At 53.2% G+C, this 18,862-nt stretch carries 16 protein-coding genes; 5 read left to right on the plus strand and 11 right to left on the minus strand.

The genetic code is table 11. From position 1 onward, the window contains the following. Window positions 1-10 precede the first annotated feature (10 nt). The 8 genes from Q31b_RS22060 to Q31b_RS22095 all read right to left on the minus strand — a co-directional run bounded on the left by Q31b_RS22060 (window position 11) and on the right by Q31b_RS22095 (window position 10,208). Window positions 11-2,374 (minus strand): NAD(P)H-dependent oxidoreductase subunit E, encoded by a 2,364-nt coding sequence (locus tag Q31b_RS22060; protein ID WP_146601800.1) that lies wholly within the window; start codon window positions 2,372-2,374, stop codon window positions 11-13. 92 nt (window positions 2,375-2,466) lie between these two features. Next, the gene (locus Q31b_RS22065; RefSeq protein ID WP_197172026.1) at window positions 2,467-4,278 is read right to left on the minus strand and encodes an outer membrane protein assembly factor BamB family protein; all 1,812 of its coding nucleotides are present in this window, start codon (window positions 4,276-4,278) and stop codon (window positions 2,467-2,469) included. Beyond that, a complete protein-coding gene (locus tag Q31b_RS22070) occupies window positions 4,275-5,615 on the minus strand; it encodes a 4Fe-4S binding protein (RefSeq protein ID WP_146601802.1) in 1,341 nt (446 codons plus the stop codon). Before Q31b_RS22070 ends, Q31b_RS22065 begins: the two co-directional genes overlap by 4 nt. Next, on the minus strand, window positions 5,612-6,382 hold the full coding sequence (locus Q31b_RS22075; protein ID WP_146601803.1) for a ferredoxin: 771 nt from the start codon (window positions 6,380-6,382) through the stop codon (window positions 5,612-5,614). Before Q31b_RS22075 ends, Q31b_RS22070 begins: the two co-directional genes overlap by 4 nt. A gap of 2 nt (window positions 6,383-6,384) precedes the next feature. Then, window positions 6,385-6,630: a hypothetical protein gene (locus tag Q31b_RS22080; RefSeq protein ID WP_146601804.1), complete on the minus strand. Its 246-nt coding sequence runs from the start codon at window positions 6,628-6,630 to the stop codon at window positions 6,385-6,387. Next, complete coding sequence (locus tag Q31b_RS22085; protein WP_146601805.1) at window positions 6,623-7,747, minus strand: hypothetical protein; 1,125 nt, start codon at window positions 7,745-7,747, stop codon at window positions 6,623-6,625. The genes Q31b_RS22080 and Q31b_RS22085 overlap by 8 nt, the downstream gene beginning before the upstream one ends. Before the next feature lie 10 nt (window positions 7,748-7,757). Beyond that, window positions 7,758-9,197, minus strand: a complete 1,440-nt coding sequence (locus Q31b_RS22090; RefSeq protein WP_146601806.1) for an outer membrane protein assembly factor BamB family protein — start codon at window positions 9,195-9,197, stop codon at window positions 7,758-7,760. A gap of 54 nt (window positions 9,198-9,251) precedes the next feature. Continuing rightward, window positions 9,252-10,208, minus strand: coding sequence for a DUF368 domain-containing protein (locus Q31b_RS22095; protein ID WP_146601807.1), 957 nt, complete (start codon window positions 10,206-10,208; stop codon window positions 9,252-9,254). Window positions 10,209-10,736: 528 nt separating this feature from the next. Between Q31b_RS22095 and Q31b_RS22100 the strand changes: the two genes are divergently transcribed. From Q31b_RS22100 to Q31b_RS28560, 5 genes are all read left to right on the plus strand, one after another. Continuing rightward, on the plus strand, window positions 10,737-11,972 hold the full coding sequence (locus tag Q31b_RS22100) for a DUF1559 domain-containing protein (protein WP_146601808.1): 1,236 nt from the start codon (window positions 10,737-10,739) through the stop codon (window positions 11,970-11,972). Window positions 11,973-11,983: 11 nt separating this feature from the next. Next, window positions 11,984-12,307: a hypothetical protein gene (locus tag Q31b_RS22105; protein WP_146601809.1), complete on the plus strand. Its 324-nt coding sequence runs from the start codon at window positions 11,984-11,986 to the stop codon at window positions 12,305-12,307. 466 nt (window positions 12,308-12,773) lie between these two features. Continuing rightward, window positions 12,774-14,147 (plus strand): sulfatase family protein, encoded by a 1,374-nt coding sequence (locus Q31b_RS22110; protein ID WP_146601810.1) that lies wholly within the window; start codon window positions 12,774-12,776, stop codon window positions 14,145-14,147. A 164-nt stretch (window positions 14,148-14,311) separates the two neighbouring features. Then, window positions 14,312-15,742: a sulfatase gene (locus tag Q31b_RS22115; protein WP_146601811.1), complete on the plus strand. Its 1,431-nt coding sequence runs from the start codon at window positions 14,312-14,314 to the stop codon at window positions 15,740-15,742. Between the two features lie 215 nt (window positions 15,743-15,957). Continuing rightward, a complete protein-coding gene (locus Q31b_RS28560; RefSeq protein ID WP_197172028.1) occupies window positions 15,958-16,110 on the plus strand; it encodes a hypothetical protein in 153 nt (50 codons plus the stop codon). 241 nt (window positions 16,111-16,351) lie between these two features. Here Q31b_RS28560 and Q31b_RS22120 read toward each other — a convergent pair whose 3' ends face one another. From Q31b_RS22120 to Q31b_RS22130, 3 genes are all read right to left on the minus strand, one after another. Beyond that, the gene (locus Q31b_RS22120) at window positions 16,352-16,906 is read right to left on the minus strand and encodes a TlpA family protein disulfide reductase (protein WP_146601812.1); all 555 of its coding nucleotides are present in this window, start codon (window positions 16,904-16,906) and stop codon (window positions 16,352-16,354) included. 59 nt (window positions 16,907-16,965) lie between these two features. Further along, entirely contained in the window at window positions 16,966-17,184 is a 219-nt protein-coding gene (locus Q31b_RS22125) for a BlaI/MecI/CopY family transcriptional regulator (RefSeq protein WP_197172032.1), read from the minus strand. A gap of 187 nt (window positions 17,185-17,371) precedes the next feature. Continuing rightward, complete coding sequence (locus tag Q31b_RS22130; protein WP_146601814.1) at window positions 17,372-18,751, minus strand: sulfatase family protein; 1,380 nt, start codon at window positions 18,749-18,751, stop codon at window positions 17,372-17,374. Window positions 18,752-18,862: the final 111 nt, after the last annotated feature.

Consider the following 18,862-nt stretch of genomic DNA (forward strand, 5'->3'; position numbering starts at 1 on the left):
TATCTCAAACTCATTCAACGTAGACGGCGTTCTCGGGACAAACTTGGAAACAGGTGTCGCAGCGGGTACACAAATCGGAGTTGATCGTGTGGATTTTATAGGGCGTGATCGGAATCGCATCGACGGGACATTCTTGAGCACAGAGCGTACACCCCGTGCATGCTTGATTGATTTTGTACTGGATCAGCGTCGTGCATCGTCCTGCTGGGCAACGGCCATCGAGATGAGCTTCAAACTCGTTGCGGAAAAAACGGAGCATCGATAACACCGGATTCGGTGCGGTTTTACCGAGACCGCAAAGACTTCCCGCAGACACATCTAGCGACAAGCGTTCGAGTGTTTCCAAGTCTCCCCTCTTTCCTTTGCCTTCACAGATACGATCCAAAATGTCGAGCATTCGCCGTGTTCCCACTCGACAAAACGTACATTTTCCGCACGATTGATCTTGTGTGAAACGGAGGAAATAGCGGGCGATATCGACCATGCAATCCTCTTCATCGAGCACGACCAGACCTCCGCTCCCCATGATCGCGCCGACTTCGGCCAGCGATTCATAGTCGATTGATGTATCGGCCAACTCGGCCGGTACGCATCCGCCCGAGGGGCCACCGACTTGGACGGCTTTTAGTTTCTTTCCGTTCGCAACACCGCCGCCCACTTCGTCGATCACTTGACGGATCGTGATTCCCATTGGAACTTCGATCAGACCACCGCGAGCGATTTTGCCTGCCAAAGCAAAGACTTTCGTACCTTTGCTCTTCTCCGTCCCAAGGGCTGCGAACGCTTCCCAGCCGTTGCGGAAGATCCAGGGGACCAGAGCATACGTTTCGACATTGTTGATTAACGTCGGCTGTTTCCAAAGCCCCAGTTCGGCAGGATAGGGAGGACGCAAATGTGGCATCCCTCGTTCTCCCTGCATCGAAGCCAACAACGCCGTTTCTTCGCCGCAGACAAACGCACCGGCGCCCTCCATGATCCCCAGCTTCATCGAGAAATCACTTCCCAGAATGTGATCGCCAAGAATCCCGTCCGCTTCACAAATTTTGATCGCTTCACGAAGACGTTTGACGGCCAATGGATACTCCGCTCGAACGTAGAAGTAACCTTCACGCGCCCCGGTTGCCAAGGCGGCAATCATCATTCCCTCAATGACCCGATAGGGAAACGATTCGAGAATCATGCGATCCATGAACGCTCCCGGATCGCCCTCGTCACCGTTACAGATAATGTACTTCTTTGCCTGTTCGTCGTTTGACAGGTCGACGTCATGAACCTTTTGCCACTTGATGCCTGATGGGAAGCCCGCCCCACCGCGACCGCGAAGACCACTCTTTTTCACCTCATCAATGATTTGTTGAGGATCGTTCATTTCGATGCATTTTTTGAGTGCAGCAAAGCCGTTGTGGCGTTTGTACTCCTCCAAATCCATTGGATCGATTTGTCCACAGTCCTCCGTTGCCAAATGCTTTTGCGGACCTAAAAATGCGCACACGCTACCTTCGCGTGGATTGATCGCTTTTTGAATTGTCGGCTCATCGTCCTCATCGACGATAAATCGATCGAGCCATTTTTCAGCCGTATACGATAGTCGCTTGGCCCATCCACGAGGCTTAAAATGCTTCATCACCAACGATTCCGCATCCTCTGCTTGCACCTTTGCATAGAGTTGTGTGGTCCCGTTTTTGGGCACGATTTCCAATAGGGGTGTTTGGTGGCACATGCCAACGCATCCGACCCGCTTTACGTCCGCGCAAGCTCCCGACTGCGCCAACACTCGCTCCACCGCATCGCGAACCTTGTCACTACCTTGGGCGACACAGCACGAGCCCATCCCGATTCGAATTTCGCCGAGCGATTCGCCGTTCCGCGGGCTTCGAGCCGGAGACGGCGATGCAACACGATTGAGTTGCTGTTTAAAATCTCCTAGCATCTCGGGGACTTTGCGTGGCGATAGACCGCCATAGGTCAGATCATCCATTTGGACCACGGGTGCGAGCGTACAGCAACCCAAGCAGGCGACGGATTGAATGGTAAACTGGCCATCTTTATCCGTGTCTTCCGCTTGGGACAGTTTAAGCTCGCTGCGAATCGAATCGATTACCAATGGAGCGCCTTTGACATGGCACGCCGTGCCCAAGCAGACATGAATCAAATGCTTGCCGACCGGTGTATGTCGAAATTGGCTGTAGAAAGTCGAAACGCCTTCGATCGATGCGGGAGTGATTTCGGTTTGTGAGCAAACATGCCGAAGCGCGGACTCCGGCAAGTAGCGATAGTGCGTCTGAATTTGCTGCAGAATCGGGATCACTGCTTCCGGTCCTCGCCCGATCCTCGCAATCGCGTCGTCAACAAAGGCTAGGTCGATATTCGTCATGGTTTTTTATTGTAGTCGTTTTAGGAGTCGGTGGCAGTCTATCGTCGTTTATCGTAGGCGGGGTCCAGGAGTCTCTACGACGTAGACCCGGCCTACTTCCCGATACATATCAACTTTGATTTCGTCCGGAAATACATCCGTCCGTCCTTCACCGCTGGGCTCGTCACACACTCGTCACCCAAATTGCTTTCGGCAATCGTCGTGCATCCTTCCATCGTTGTGTCCAAAACATAAACCTTGCCATCCGTGTCGATTAAATGCAAATGATTGTCGATCATCGTTGGCGATGACGAGAACGAAGCATCGATTTCATGCTCCCAAATCGGGTCCTCGGCTCCCTGTAAATCATATGCGCAAAGCAGCCCGTCCGAGGTCAACAAGAAGACCATCTTCTCAGTCGCCAATGGACTGCACAAAGCCGGGGCTCCATAGTAGTTTTCCCACAGCAGATGTGTCTCGGTGACGTCCCCTTCCCCATCCGCTTTGATCGCGGTCACTCCCGGCATCTCGTTCGCCACCACAACGATGCCATCGACAGAGACGGGCGATGGTCCGACGTCGCCATCCAAGCACTCCGCTCGCCAAATCTCGCTCCCATCTCGCGGCGAATAGGCGACGACAGAAGGCGGACCGCAGACGATCAATTGAGGTTCACCGGCGACGTCTACGATAATTGGAGTCGCCCAAGAATTCGGGACCTCTTCGCGATTTGCCTCCCAAACCGTTTCACCCGATTGAACATCCAAAGCCAAGAGCTTCGATAGAGCATCCCCTTCATGCCCCTGGTCAAATTGTACAATCAGCAAGTTTTCAAACGTTGTCAAGGATGACGCGTGTCCGTAATTGTTTATGGGTATGCCTAAACTCCGAGACCAAGTCAGCTTGCCCTCAAAATCAAACGCTCCGATGTCACCGTTTGCAAAAATGGCAAACACACTTCGTCCGTCGGTCGCCATCGTCGGAGCGGCGTAACCGGTATCATCCATCACCTCGGGGACTTCCGCCGTGCTTTCGGGAGTGGATGGAACTTCTTGGCTCCATAGCCGTTCACCTGTTTCAGTCGCGAAACAGATCACTTCCCGTTTCTCTTCGGTCGCGCCTGATAGAAAAATCCGGTTTCCCCAAATGATTGGCGAATTGTTGCCGGGTAGCGGAACATCGGATTGCCAAACCACTCCATCACCCGACTCGGCATCAAACTCAATCCGTACCGATTGATCCGAAACGATCCCCAGCCCATGCGGCCCACGAAACCGCGGCCAGTTCTCTCGCCGTTCTGCTTCACTCGGCAGCGATGGTTGGTTCTCCGTTTTGGCTTCATCTAACTCTGCTGCTGCCTCTGCTGCAGCGGTTGCCGGTTGGGCTACCGATTCCGCCTGTCTCTCTGCCGATACCAAGTGGGGACTAACCAAATTGATTGACGCAAATCGATTCTCCATCGCTGCAAAAAAACCGAAAGCGACAACGACGGTTAGCGCCGCTAGACCAGCGACAGCGTAGCGACCCGTTCGGCTATCCACTTCATCGGCTGCCTCTCGATGTTCTTGCGGTGTCGATCGTGGATCCGGTAAACGACGACGTAGTACAGCAGCCCATTTCCCGAGTCCGATGGTTGCGGATGAGCTTAGCAGCAATAGCCAAGCGCCCCAATAGGTAAAACTTCGTTGGTCGAAATAGACTTCTCGAAGTTCCGCATCAAGCTCACGAAACGAGGCTTGCAACGCTTCGTTATTAGGATCGTTCCTTAACTCGTCTCGCATTTCCGTGTAGATCGCACCACTTAGCGGATCCTCTTCGGCCCGGCGCGCGTAATCATTGATCAATAGCAGTGCAACGATGACGGCGAACACGCCTGTGATGATGGATGTGCGGAAAGCTATTTTGTACCGGTCGTTAGGAGTCATCGAGGATCTCCCGTTGTTTCGATGGAAACCAATTGCGAAACGTCGCCGACTAAACCTTGGCGAACATGCTCGCCCGGACAATACCAATAGCATCGCGCACAGGATACACATCGTGCCCGGTCCGGTTCATAATCGACTCGTCGACGGCGAATCGACAGCGTCACGAACTTGACGCCGACCACCAAGCCGACCCATCCCCCCAGAGCCATGCCGAGCCAACCAAAGAGTTCACGCTGACCGATAGCGCGCTCGATCAAGGCCGAAGTGGGTTGCCCCGTATTCCGAAACGCTTCGCTGGCGTCCGTCATCCCTTCGACTTCGCCTGCATCTTCTTGAATGATCCGTTCCGCCAAACGAACATCCGCGTCCAACTTTGAAAGAGGCGTTTTGAGCAACAAACCAACCAGAACACCACAAATGATTAGTACGGGCACTGATAAAAGCGATTTGGCCAATCGACCGCGAGCCTTTACACGTTCTGATTTATGAATCGGTCGAGTCGGCGTCGCGATCGCACCGTAGGGGCAGCTGTTTTCACAAAGGTGGCATTGGATACACGTCTCCGGTGCAATACGTCCGTGCCACTTCGAACCCTTCGACAATACACCCAAAATCGCACCGTAGGGACACAGATAGCGGCAATAGGGACGTCCGATGAATACCCCCAACAACAAGATCGACCCGCCGAAGATCAACATGTTGACGTTACCGCTCATGCGGAACATCGCGACGAATGGATCGTAGCGGCAGATAATGAACGCCGTGCCGGTCGCAGCGTAAAGAATCGCCAAACCGAGATAGATATAAGGGACCAACCCGAGCGAATGATCGAGCCAAGAGGGAACGCGAACCGGACGAACGGCGACCACTTCTTGAATTGCCCCGAGTGGACAAACCGCTGCACAAAACGTGCGTCCGAAAAACAGTGTATAGACGAGCGGCAAAACAAAGATCGCGATCACGGTCCAGGGAATCGCGTAGCTGGAGTCGAACATGCCGAGCGTTACATTTTGCACTGCCCCGATCGCGCACACACAACCGCCCCGTGCGAAACCAAACCATAGCAGCGACGCCACGGCCAATGCGAACAATCCACGGCGTGATCGGCTGACAATCGCCAAATAGGACGCCAGCGACAAGGCGATGACAAGCAGCCCTACGTTCAGCCACTCCCATATCGGACTGTCAGGATTCGATGGAAGCGTAATCGGAACGTCGTGGTTCGTAAACTCGGGAACGGGAATCAATTCCGAACCGACCGCTACCGAACTCGACAAGCAGAGAGCCCCCAATACCAGGAAGATACGAATTTTGTAGACCGAAGATGACTGGTTCATTGGAAAGAAGGCTCCTGCGAATCACTTCCCTTTTGTTGGCTCGCTCTCCACACTCGTTGTCGTTCGGCACGGGCAAGTAACTCGTTGGCTTCCGCTTCCTTGACCTGATCAATCTCTGTGCCGGTTTGTTCAGCATCACGCTCAATGACTCGTTTCGTCTGCGAACCGCGCGCTTGGTAAACGGCCGCCGCACGTTCCTTCAATATTTCCGATTGGCTTTGAGGGATTCGGTAGAAGGCTTCGGTTGGACATGCCGTTGCGATAGCACATTCATTACAGTTCAAGCACTTTTGATGATCGATCTGCAAGTACAACGAACCGTTCATCAACGCGCAGCCCTCGACACACTTGGCGCAACCGATACAGATTGGTTCGTCGATCGTGTATTCGTAAAATCGCTGCCCCGATTTCTCTTCGACAAACTTGCGAACGATTGCGCCCGTTGGGCAGGCTTGGTTCTCAGCGGCCGTATCGAGCGATTTGTAGTTCATCTCAAAATAGCCGGTACAGACGTCACAGAACCCACACATATCGAAACAGTTGTAGCACTTAACGGCCGAGACGTCCAAAACACAATGCGTCGCACAATTACCACATGCGGTACACCTATCGGGATCAAGCTGCCATACCATCGGCTCGCCTTCGCTACGGCGACCAACCAAAAAACCGCCCGCACTGGCCATCGCAACGACGCCACCGGTGCGCAAGGCATCGGCCATGAACCGGCGACGATCCTGTTTGCCCGAATCAAAGCTATTGGTATCCATGTTTACCGAAGCCCCTTCTTGACGTTTTGTTGCAATTTTGCTCGCCGACTACTCAACGCGGCGGGTTGTTCACAACGGTCCCACAATCCACACGTCTGGCAGGGAATTCGCCGCGTACAACCGCTTGCATCGCGAGATCGAAATGCTAAGAACGCGGACCCAATGCTGAGGATGACTAGCAAGGCATTCCGATACACGGACACGAACCAATCGCGGCGTGAACCTTTGAAGGGAGTTTGCTCATTCATGCGAATTCTCGATAAAAACACGGATGGTTTGTCGATTCGGGTCGAGTACCAAAATGCGTCCATCGCGGTCGACCGCAACATCGAGTACTCCATTTCGCTGCGAGTCACGAATTTCGATCTTGGCGGTCGACTCGTTCGTAAAGGCCGCTGGCGGAGCCACGATCGATTCAAACGTCCCATTCGAATCATAGATTTTGACTCGAGGAATTCCTTTTTCTGCCGTCACAAAGCGTCCGTCTGGTAGCATGCTCAGTGCAACGGGATTACAGCACCCAAAGAATCCTTCGATGGCGGAAGAGGTCTCGCCCCAAGCTCCGAGCGCGTCGCCTTCGAGGGTGAACGCTTCGATCGAACGAGCACCAGGGTTTACAACCCGTAGCACCCCATCGTCGGCAGCCAGGACATCGAAGTGGGCGCTCGGTACGACAAAGCTTCGCAATCCTTGCTCTACCTTCTTTTCTTCATCAATTTTCAACAGCAATTCACCCTCACTGTCGAACTTCAGCACCGCTCGTTGACCTGCATCGGCAACAAACACGTTGTCTTCAAAAACCGCCAACGATGTAATCATACTGTCTTCGTTAAGGCCTTCATTGAAAACAGCTCGTCGTTCGCCACCGGCATCATAGCAATGCACCGCTGCGGCAAAGCCCACATAGATAAGATTTGCGTCCAGGGCAAACGCGATGCAGGTCGGCGGCGAATCCGTCGTGATCTGTTGGGTCTTTCTGCCGCTTTCGTCAAACCGTTGAATTTCAACATCGCCAACGACTGCGAATCCACCGTCTGGTATAGCGGCAACGGCTCGCAGAGTTTCCATTTCGACCGGGTAGGCAGCGATTTCTTTGTAAGCCACTTGTGCTGCATCGACCGATGTCAGTTCACTGGTGTCGAGCGAGAAACGCGAGGGCAGGCGATTGGCACGCTCGCCCCACGAATCGACTTGAATGACGGCGAACAGGGCAACGCCCGCAATGAAAACGACCCCTGCCCAAAAGATCGCTGATTTCGAACCTGTCATGACTTGGATCGGTGTCACGTCAGCCGGAGCATCGCTGTTAGACGAAACGGGTGTCGGACGATCGTGCCGCGGATCAGACATTGGAGAATTTGTCATTGGTCACTTGTCATTTGTCGGAAGCCTGACTTCTGAGATCGATACAAGTCAGGCGGGTCAAATCGCGTACGATCAATCGCCCACCCGCAATCGCCATTGGCCCCCACGCTTCATTGCCGTCTAGGTAAATCTGTTTTTCCCAAAGGGGGCGATAAGCATCGGCGGTCGCCTCGGCAGCTAGCAAACGACCATCGTCAGCCAACATCAAAATTAGATCATCCGCGATCATGTAAGGTCCATGGCCAAATTTGTCGCGGCCACTATTCCAAAGCTCTTTTCCTGCTAAATCGAGGCAAACGAATTGGCCGCCGCGGTGCTTGCGAATACCAAACAAATGATTTTTGTACAAAATCGGCGTCTGTTGCTCTGAATTGAATGCTTTGCGGTCTAGTTCCTCGCCAGCGACTGCGACAAATTGACCTTGCGTTTTTTTGATATTGAGAAACATCGCACCGACGCGATCGTATCCGCTGCACAAGAATATCTGGTTCCCAGGCAATCCGATCGGCGAGGGGCTGGTTGCAAAATGTTCATCCCACGATGTTTCATCCCAAAGCAGCGCTCCATTCTCAGCGTTGACGCCCACGGTACCACCGGTTCCGCAATAGACGTACATGCGTTGCCGGTCGTCTGTTGATTCGGCTTGGTATTCGATTGGCATGATCGATCCATGCGACATCTTCCAAGCCCGGGGGTTAGGCGTACGCCAAACCTCATCGCCGCTTGCCAAGTCCAATGCGACCAGCAGTGCGTCCTGACCGCAAGGAGCCAGAATGACGCGTCCGTTTTCCACCAACGGACATTGACCGGTATACCACTGCCGCTCCTCACTACCGTACCGATCGACCATACGAAACAGCCATTGATTTTCACCTGTTTCGGCGTCCCAACATGCGACATCACACCGCGGCCCCATTGTGACAACAAAGTCGTTTTCGATCGCTGGAATCGTGCGAGTCATGCCATGATTGGGCGAAACATCCGCCGGATAGCCGCTTCGCCATATCTCTTGCCCGTCTTCGAGCGACAAACACTTGAGCACATCGAATCGGTTCTCAGCGTCGTAATCAAGCAGGTAAACCTTGCCGCCTTGAATCGCTACGGACGCGTACCCTTCTTCGACTTCGAGTTGCCACACGGTCTCTGGCCCATCACCCGACCAAGCACGTCCGAGTGGTGTCGGATCGGTACTAATCGCATCGCGATTTTGGCCGCGAAAACCGCTCCAAACGCCAGTAATCGCCGATGCCGACCCAGGTCCAACGATGGGCTCCGTCGCAACCAATGGACGAACATCGAGCGTGTCAACTTTGTCGGGCGTGTCATCCAATCCCGGCTTGCGACGGGCGAATTGATGGGGCCGCGAAAACGTCGTCCAAAGCAGAACGAGCAGGACGCAAATGACTGCAGCGGAGGCAGGAAAAAGGAAGGTCAGGCGAGTGTTTTTCATGGCCCGTGTATTGTAACGATCGCCCACAAACTCGCCAACAGGAATGTCGCTAATTCAACTCGGCGAACCAGAGCGAGTCGCAACCTTTTCGACGAATACGACCGCAAGGGCGGATGCGACAATTAGTCCTGCCAGCAGCCATAAATTGCCGGTCCAATCCGCAGGCGATACGAATTCCATCACACGAAACTTTGCTTCAAGTGCCGCCGTCTCTTCCGTCGCTTGCTGAAGCGGCCATAATGTCGAAACACTGCCAAGCATCAACCCGATTAACGCTGCCATCGTCGAGCCGCGATGGTGATCGAGTAGCCAATGAAGCGCCCGAGAAAACGCCAGCAAGCCAAATAGACATCCACATGCAAACACAGCGAGCTGCGATAGGCCTTCGCTAGAAAATTGCAGATGAACGGCGTCTCGGATCAAGCCGGTAATCACGTGATAGACCCCGAACAGAAGTAGCACAAAAGCGCCACTGATCCCTGGCAGAATCATTGCGCATATTGCCACCGAGCCACTGAGAAACAGATAGGGCAAACTCGTTCCTCCATCACCCGCAGGGACAAAGGATATGGCAACGGCAGCGGCGACGCCTGCCAAGCAAGCAACGAGCTGGGGAGCAGCCCACCTGGCCACGTAGTTTTTCACAATCCAAATGCTGCCCAAAATCAAACCAAAGAACACGGCAAAGGTTTCGGGTTGTTTGTGGTCGAGTAGCCAGTGCATTAACCCCGCCAACGATAACAACCCGGTGGCGATACCAAGACCCAAGGCGGCTAGAAACCGGAGATCGACATACTCGATCGATTCGCGAATCCGCCCGTTTGACAGGAGCTTCAATAGACGCGAATCGACTCGGCTGATTGACGTGATCAAACGTCGGTAATGGCCAAGGATCAAAGCGACCGTCCCGCCGCTGACGCCCGGCACCGTATCGGCGGCTCCCATACAAAATCCACGCAGCACGTTCAAAAATGCCGCCGCAATCGAGTCGCGTCTCAAAAAACGTTTCATAGAAATAAGATGACCCCAAACCAAGACGGAAATAAAAAAAATGACACCTCTCGCTAGTCGTCACCAAGACTAGCAAAAATATCGTACCCGTACTTAATCAAATGGTATCGATACCCTCTACCCTCTACCCGGACGCCCAAGACACTCCCTGTTCCCGTTCTCCTGGGTAAGGATTGCTCCTCAGCCGAGCCTACTTCGAAAAGCGCGGACGGAAGCGTTCTGTCTGAAGCTTATGGATGGTTTATTTCGCTTCCGCCGAGACAAGCTCGACGGAAGAGGGTTTCACATGCTGAAACCGTCTGAACGACCACCACCTAGTGAGGGGTTCGGTGGTCCGTTATGTGACAACTTGTAGGGAATTCATGCCATTGTGCGCGTTTGTCTAAGCCTGCGACGATTTCGAACAATAATTAACGTTTTTGATGCAATAAAATGAAGGTACGCGGTAGATGCCATTCGGAGATCCTGCCGTCGCGAAGTCGTATTTCGCGTTCTTCAATTCAATTTCTCTTCCAGGTCGAGGTGTGTATGTTCAGACGAAAATTAGATCGCGGTTTCACATTGGTGGAACTGCTCGTGGTGATTGCGATTATTGGAGTACTTGTAGGCCTCTTGCTGCCAGCCGTTCAGGCGGCCCGTGAGGCGGCACGTCGGATGAGTTGTAGTAATAATGTCAAGCAAATTGGTTTGGCGATGCACAACTACCATTCTGCCTTCAACCAATTGCCTACTCAAGCCGGCGGGACCTACACAGTCTCGAGGCGAGAATACGCTCCTGGGCAGAATTCTCTCGAACTTTCTGCATTGGTCGGTCTTACGCCGTTCCTCGAACAGCAGGCAATCTGGGAGCAACTCTCGAATCCTTACCAAGTTCCAGCCGGCCTACCTGGCGCGGGCAATGTCTATTCACCCATGGGACCTTATCCAGGACGAACCTTCGATAAGCTCACGAATGGTCAGGCAGGGCCTTACAATCCGTTCGAATCAGACCTGCAAACTTTTCGATGCCCCAGCGATCCTGGCGTCGGGCTTCCCGCCATGGGACGCACGAATTACGGTGTGTGCCTGGGGGACTCCATTGTCCAGACAAACGCCGCGGCTGTGATGGACCACAAAGGGGTACCGCATGATTCGGACACCGTCGCGTCAGCTAGAGCAAGCAACCGGGGTTTTTTCAAGTGTCAGATGAAATCCGACTTTCGAAGTGTTCTTGATGGCTTGTCAAACACGATTGCGATGGGTGAGTTTATTACCGATCTTGGTGACGATGACAAGCGTGGAAGGCATTTAAACGGTTCATCTACGCGGAATTTGAAGTCACCTGGCGGCGCGTTAGCATGTGTACCCTTTATTGATTCGGAACGTCCTCAATTCTGGGATCCTAGTGCTCCCTTCGCTGCCAATGCCAACATCGACAATCGACGCGGCTATCGCTGGGCTTGGTGCATCCCGATCCACTCGGGGATCTACACGGTCTTGCCGCCTAACCGAGAACTGTGCTTTACTCAAAATTGGCATCAGTCCGAGGGTATTTGCCCTCCCAGCAGCCGACACCAAGGTGGGGCCCATATTTTGATGGGTGACGGTGCCGTCAAATTTATCACGGACTCCATTGAAGCGGGGGATCTAGCTGGCCGCGCGATGGTTTCCACTGCCGCAGTGAACACGGACCCGTTGTCGGCTGCCGGCGCGGCAAGTCCCTTCGGTCTTTGGGGATCACTTGGTACAGCCGCTTCGAGAGAAGTGATCGACGAGGATTTTTAGTTTTCCAAATCTTGCAGCATCATCGCAGCAGCCAACTCGCCCGTTCTGCGGGTGAGTTGGTGACTGTTTCTCCTCTTTTTTCGTACTTAAAAGGCATCGTAGCGAAGCGTGTTGCTTTTGGGGTGCTTTGCCTTCTTCCATTTATTTATGAGTCTGGGTTTGCTATGAAGTTTTTAGTCCATTTGTTTGTTTTGCTGTTGGTCGTTGCCTCTGTGGGATGCGGCGCGAACGAGGAGGCAGTGAAAACCTACGACGTTTCGGATGTCGAACAGCTGTTGATCGATCATCCGGAATTGGCTGATCCACCGCCTCCAGAATTCCGGGTTGAAGACTGAGTTCGCCTCGCTTGTGACGGGTCGGCGTTTGTAACCGTTCGGCCACTCGCCCTCGAATCTCGCACCGGTCATTGTGTCGAATCCGTCGAAATCACGCTCCACAACCGATCTCGATGGGATCGCTGCAAGGCAGGTCGATTGTGAGAAGTGAAAGCGAGCCTGTTATAGAATCTGTCGAAGCATGTTCGCCGAAATCAACGCGTCGCGGTCTTGATTGAGTTCAAGACTTCAATTCGTTGACATCTCGACGCGTTGACCGGTATTCGTTAACTGGTAATCGTTAACTGGTATTCGTTAACTGGTAATCGTTAACTGGTAATCGGCTCCCTGGGGATGAGTTGCTTGACGTCGAGTCGCGAAAACCAACTTCGGCCATTTCGCCGAAACGGGTGAACGCTTCCGCCACGTTGAGAGACGGATGCCTCCCTTCAGCAAAGTAACCTATTCAACAAGTAACCTATTCAACATGACGAGTCACATGAACTTTATGCTGCGTCTGCTCCCGTTTCTTTTGATGGTTTCAACCGCGCCAATGGCTAACGCCAACCCGCCCAACATCGTTTTGATCTTGTCCGACGACCAAGGTTACACCGACTATGGTTTCATGGGGCATGAGGAAATCGAAACGCCGAACCTCGATCAGCTCGCCAAGCAGAGCATGTTATTTCGGCGTGGCTATGTTCCAACCGCATTGTGCCGTCCCGCGTTGTCGACGCTCATCACGGGACTCTATTCGCATCAGAACAAAACGACCGGGAATGACCCCGCACGGACACCAGCAAACGCAGCTCATGCTGAAAAGGCGGGTGAAGACGCTCGCGCACTGCTGCTCACACACATTGACCGCACCGGTGCCTTGCCTCAGTGGCTGGCCAAGAAAGGTTACGTCAGTTTCCAGAGCGGAAAGTGGTGGGAAGGTTCATTTGAGCGAGGTGGTTTCACCGAAGGAATGACCAAAGGGTATCCGAATCCCGGCGGACGGCATGGTGATGCGGGGCTAGCGATTGGGCGTGAGACAATGAAGCCTGTCACCGAATTTATTGATCGCAGCGTGAAAGCGGAAAAGCCTTTTTTCCTTTGGTATGCACCTGTGATGCCCCATACACCGCACAACCCGCCCGCTCGGTTTGTTGACAAGTACCTGAAAAAGGGAGTACAGGAACGGATCGCTCAGTACTACGGGATGTGCGAATGGTTCGACGAAACCTGCGGCACTCTGTTGGACCACATCGACAACGCGGGAATTGCCGATGATACGCTTGTCATCTATATCACGGACAACGGCTGGATCCAGAAAGAGGTAGGTGGCTATGGACCACGATCGAAACGGAGCCCCTACGAGCTCGGAACACGAACGCCAATCATGTTCCGCTGGCCAGGAAAGATCGCCCCCGGGGATCGTCCAGAACTTTGTTCATCGATTGATTTTGTGCCGACCGTTTTAGCAGCCGCCGGAGCCGAAGGGCCGCACGACTTCCCCGGGCTAAATCTGCTGCCGCAGTTGAAGTCTGGTGAGGCTATCGAACGAGATACGCTATTCGGCGAATCATTTGCCCACGACATCGCCGACATCGAAAACCCTCAAGCATCGCTGCTGTACCGCTGGGTGATCCGGGGATATGACAAGCTCATCCTGACTTACGACGGAGCGCCAGGTTATATGAGGTATCCGCCTACCAGCGCCGAGCCACAGCTCTACAATCTGAAAGACGATCCGAAAGAAACGAAGAATCTTGCTGAGGCGAATCCAGCAAAAGTCAAGGAGCTCAGTGCTCTGCTGGACGAGTGGTATGTTCCCGATCAGCGTCAAGCTGGCAAGCTGGCCCCTACTGCTCCCTAGATACAGATCCCTAGATACAGATCCCTAGATACAGATCCCTAGATACAGATCCCTAGATACAGATCCCTAGATACAGATCCCTAGATACAGATCCTAGATACAGATCCTAGATACAGATCCTAGATACAGATCCTAGATACAGATCCTAGATACAGAGACGAACCATGCACAAGTTTAGAGTTGAGTATCTATCGGCTTCGTTGATTGCCCTCTGTTGCTTTTCGGCGACAGCGTTTGGCAATGAATCAGAGGTGGAAGGGAAACTCCCCAACGTTGTGTTGATCATGGCGGATGACCTTGGGTGGAAAGATCTTCACTGCTACGGCAACGAAAAACTTGATACGCCCCACCTGGATCGGCTGTCACAGCAAGGTTTGCTTTTTACAGACGCCTATTCGGCGGCCCCCGTTTGCACGCCGACACGTGCGGCGTTGATGACGGGAGAATCACCGGCGCGCCTGAACATTACCAATCACGCTGGAGGGCACCCCGAGAATTTTCAAAAGCCAGGTACGGACTTGATCACACCGACTTGGTTGCGACACCTTCCTCTCAAACGGGTTACACTGGCCGAACAACTCAAAGCAGCTGGGTATGCGACTGGATTCGTGGGAAAGTGGCATCTCTCCCATCTCAGCCAATCAACGCCCAACAGCGACGCGGATCAGCTGACGGAACCAGAGTTGCGGCCTGAACATCAGGGCTTCGATATCAATATTGGAGGCTGTCGTTTTGGCGGTCCTCCAAGTTATTTCAGTCCCTACAAAATCCCCAATCTGCAAGGGAAGTTCGATGGCGAGTACCTGCCCGACAGGTGCGCTGAGGAATGCATCCAATTTATCAAGTCCACCCAAGCCGATGACAACCGGCCGTTCTTTCTGTGCTGGTGGAATTACTCGGTTCACTACCCGTTCGAAGCTCCCGCCGATCTGATTGCCAAGTACGAACAACGGAAAGGACCGGGCGTCGAGAATCCAACTTATGCTGCGATGATCGAGGGAATGGATCGATCGATCGGCAAGCTACTCGATGCAATCGACCAACAGGGTCTGGGCGATGAAACGCTCGTGATCTTTACGTCAGACAACGGACCGTTCGATGCAAACGTTCAACCACTTCGAGCAGAAAAAGGGTACCTCTATGAAGGCGGCATTCGAGTCCCGATGATCGTTCGCTGGCCCGGTCACGTTAGCGCGGGCACGCAAACTTCGACGCCGGTAATCACCATGGACATTCATGCAACGATTCTTGACGCTACGAATCTTGAGGCGGACCCCTCCAATACTCCCGATGGAATCTCTCTGTTGCCGTTGCTTGAAAACGAATCCGAATTGAAACGCGAATCGATCTACTTTCACTATCCCAATTACGCCTTTCACAAACAGAATCGACTGGCCAGTGCCATTCGTTCAGGTGATTACAAACTGATCAAGTTCTATGATGATGACTCGGTTGAACTCTATGACCTAAACAAGGATGTCAGCGAGTCACGAAACCTCGCCAAGGAAATGCCGGAAAAGGCCGAGCAACTTCGATCCAAGCTGGAATCTTGGCTGAAAAAGACCAACGCCAGCCAGCCACAACACGCGAAGTAATTTCCTGCCAAATTGGTGCATCCTAATGAGTGCTTGGTTTCCAATCGATAGCCAAGTCGATGATGCGTCGATAGTGACAAGCCAAGGTGCTGCGTCATGGGGGCGTTCGTTGTGTTTATGATGCACCGCCTCGTTTGTTGCCCCCGTTGTCCCTAGGTAAGTTGCTCCTCAGCAGAGCTAGCCCGAAATGGCGTGTACTGAAGGAATTCTGAAACGTGAAACATTCTTCCGTCGAGCTTGTCTCGGCGGAGGAAACAAGTGGCGGCTACAAACCGCACACCCGAAAGAAATTCACCCCACAGGCCGGAGGCCGACACATCCTTGCCGGTGGCGTGAGCCACCGGAATGGATGGCAACCGAACCGCTAGCCCGGAGGGCGGCACATAGCGATGATATGTCGGCCTCCGGCCTGAAAACAATGAGACGTCAACCGTGCCTCAATCTGCCAGAGGCGAGACGAAATTCTGAATGGGCGTAAGGGGTGCTCCGAGTATCGCTCCAATCCTGTTCACCAGATCGTCGCCTCGAAAATCCTTTGCAATTATTTTTCCATCGGGGTTTATCAAGAATGTCGCCGCAATGCTTTGGACTCCATAGTCGGATTGAACATCACTCGATCACCAAACGCTCGTCGTCCTTGTATTGCTCTTGAGCCTTTCTCAAGTTCGGCATCTCGGCCAAATAGGGGCCACACCAAGTGGCCCAGAAATCCAACAGCGCGTACTTGCCAGCGAAATCAGACAACTTGATCGCATCACCGCTGAGCGTGGTCGCTTGTAGTGAGGGCGCGGTATCGCCGACATTGACAAACCGACGTAGCTCTAAAGTCACGTGGCCAACATCGAGCGGCTCGTCACTGCGTCCGCTGGGCATCTCGGGGATCGTAAAGTAGTGTACGGCGGTGCCCAGCGATTCGCCGATCCTGCACTGGCCGTGCGGCATCGTGGCGTTGATCGACAATGTTAATACGTAGTCGCCGGCTGGCACATCGTCCGCACGAAAAGCTCCGTCATCACCGACCACCACCGCATAAATTTGTTGCTGCTTGGTCGTGAAAGCGATGCCCTCGTCGGTCTTGACCCACTCCGCATACCAATTCTCTTTCTCCTCGGGAGTCATTTCCTCTACACCGTCGGGATAGTCGAATTTTGAGGAATCAGTCATGATAAGATTGGTCCCCCAGTGGTACCTGGCATCGGTTTTCGGAACGATCACTTTTCCAATCACCGGACGACCGTCACCACCGATACTGACTTCATGATTCTGGTTTTGCGTGGGAACACGTCCTGGATTTCGCCAGGCTTCATTTCGCCGTGTTCCCACAAAAGCTGCATGACTTCAAGTTCGCCCGATGTGAACGGAGGCATCCGAGTGACTCCAAAGAGAAAACGCTGAACAACAATGTGCAGATTGCCCCACACATCTTGGCGGATGTCAATCACTTAAGCGCAGAAAACCTGCATGTTTTTCGCGAGCGTCAATCAGTACTGCTGCTCTGCTGCCACGGTAGCGAGAGGGACGCCGTTAAAGAATGGTGGCAGCATGCGTGATGAAGGGCTATCGAGATAGCAGGACGGCGACAGCAAGGCCGACGCCTTCGGTTAGCTATCCAACTATTCAGCAATCCAACTATTCAGCTCGTTCGGATCGCGCCTCAAGATACTGCTTGCTTAGCTCTTTCGTCTTGGCTCGCATTTCAATCAATTGGTTGTGGTACTTAGGATCATCCACAAGATTCGTAAGCTGATCAGGATCCTCTTTTAGGTCGTGCAAGAATTCACCACCCGACTCTTGTTCGTAGTAGTTTGCATAAACGTATCGCGTGCCGCGGTATCCTTCCCATTTGGGAATGCGTTCGTTCTGCATACGATGCTCACAGAAAAATCCTTGACGCGTCCCGCCATCGTTCTGGTCAACGAGCGATCTTCCCTGGTAACGAGCAGGGATATCGACTCCAGCCAAATCGAGCAAGGTTGGTGCGATGTCTAGATTCAGTGCAATGTTATCGTTGACTTTGCTGGCGTCCTGATGGATGCGCGGGTCGCAGACGACCAGCGGCACACGTAGCGATTGTTCGTAGTGAGACCACTTGCCCGCGAATCCGCGCTCACCCATGTAGTATCCATTGTCGCCCATAAAAATAATGACAGTGTTGTCAGTCAGTCCCTGATTCTCCAGTTGCTGCATGACACGACCGATGTTGCGATCCATGGCGGAGAGCATACGAAAGTAATTCCGCATATTTCGGTCATACTTTTCGGGGGTATCCCACCGCCAGTAGTAGCGGTCCCGATTCATGGAGTCGCGTAGAAACTCGGGTTGTGAATCGAAGTAGACGCCTCCATCGAGTTTGGGACGTGGCATCTTTATGTCTGCATACAATTCTGATTCTTGGGCTGGATGCGGATAATGATTGACGGTGTCGCCGTCTTGGGCGTGAGCGGCATTGAAACTAACAGATAGGCAAAACGGCTTGTCAGCAGGGTTGGTTGCAACAAATTCGATCGCCTTGTCACCAGCAATATCCGTAAAATGCTGAGTCGATTCGCCGACGCCCTTTTCGCTCCGTCCCACCGGCACGAACGAATCGAACATCTCGTTGATCGCAACCTCGCTGTCTTCCACTTTCACACCGAATTTGCCAACGAACCCCGTTCGGTAGCCCGCTGCTTTCAATTGAGCAGGATAGCTGTTGGAGATGTCTGCCGCGGAAATCGGCGGCTCGCCGAACGTGTACCCGTGCGTTCGCTCAAACAGCCCCGTAAAAAGCGTCGCGCGACTTGCGGCACAAATGCTTGTCGTGACGAAGGCATTTTCAAAACGCTCACCATGTGCTGCGAGTTGATCAATGCAGGGTGTTTTTACTACCGGGTGACCAGCACACCCGAGCACGTCGGCCCTGTGGTCATCCGATAGGAAAAAGACGATGTTAGGACGGTCATCGGCATTTGCAGGCGACGGAACCAATAACAATGCGGTTGTGGCGAATGCCAAATACAGCGGTTTCATTCGGATACCTTCAGTAAAAGATTTGGATAGAATGCTCGTTTGTGTCGATCATGCGTAACGCGGCTAGATGCGAAAAGACCAGCTCACACGAGGCATGAGATAGCTGCCATA

The sequence above is a fragment of the Novipirellula aureliae genome (assembly GCF_007860185.1).
Lineage (GTDB): Bacteria > Planctomycetota > Planctomycetia > Pirellulales > Pirellulaceae > Novipirellula_A > Novipirellula_A aureliae.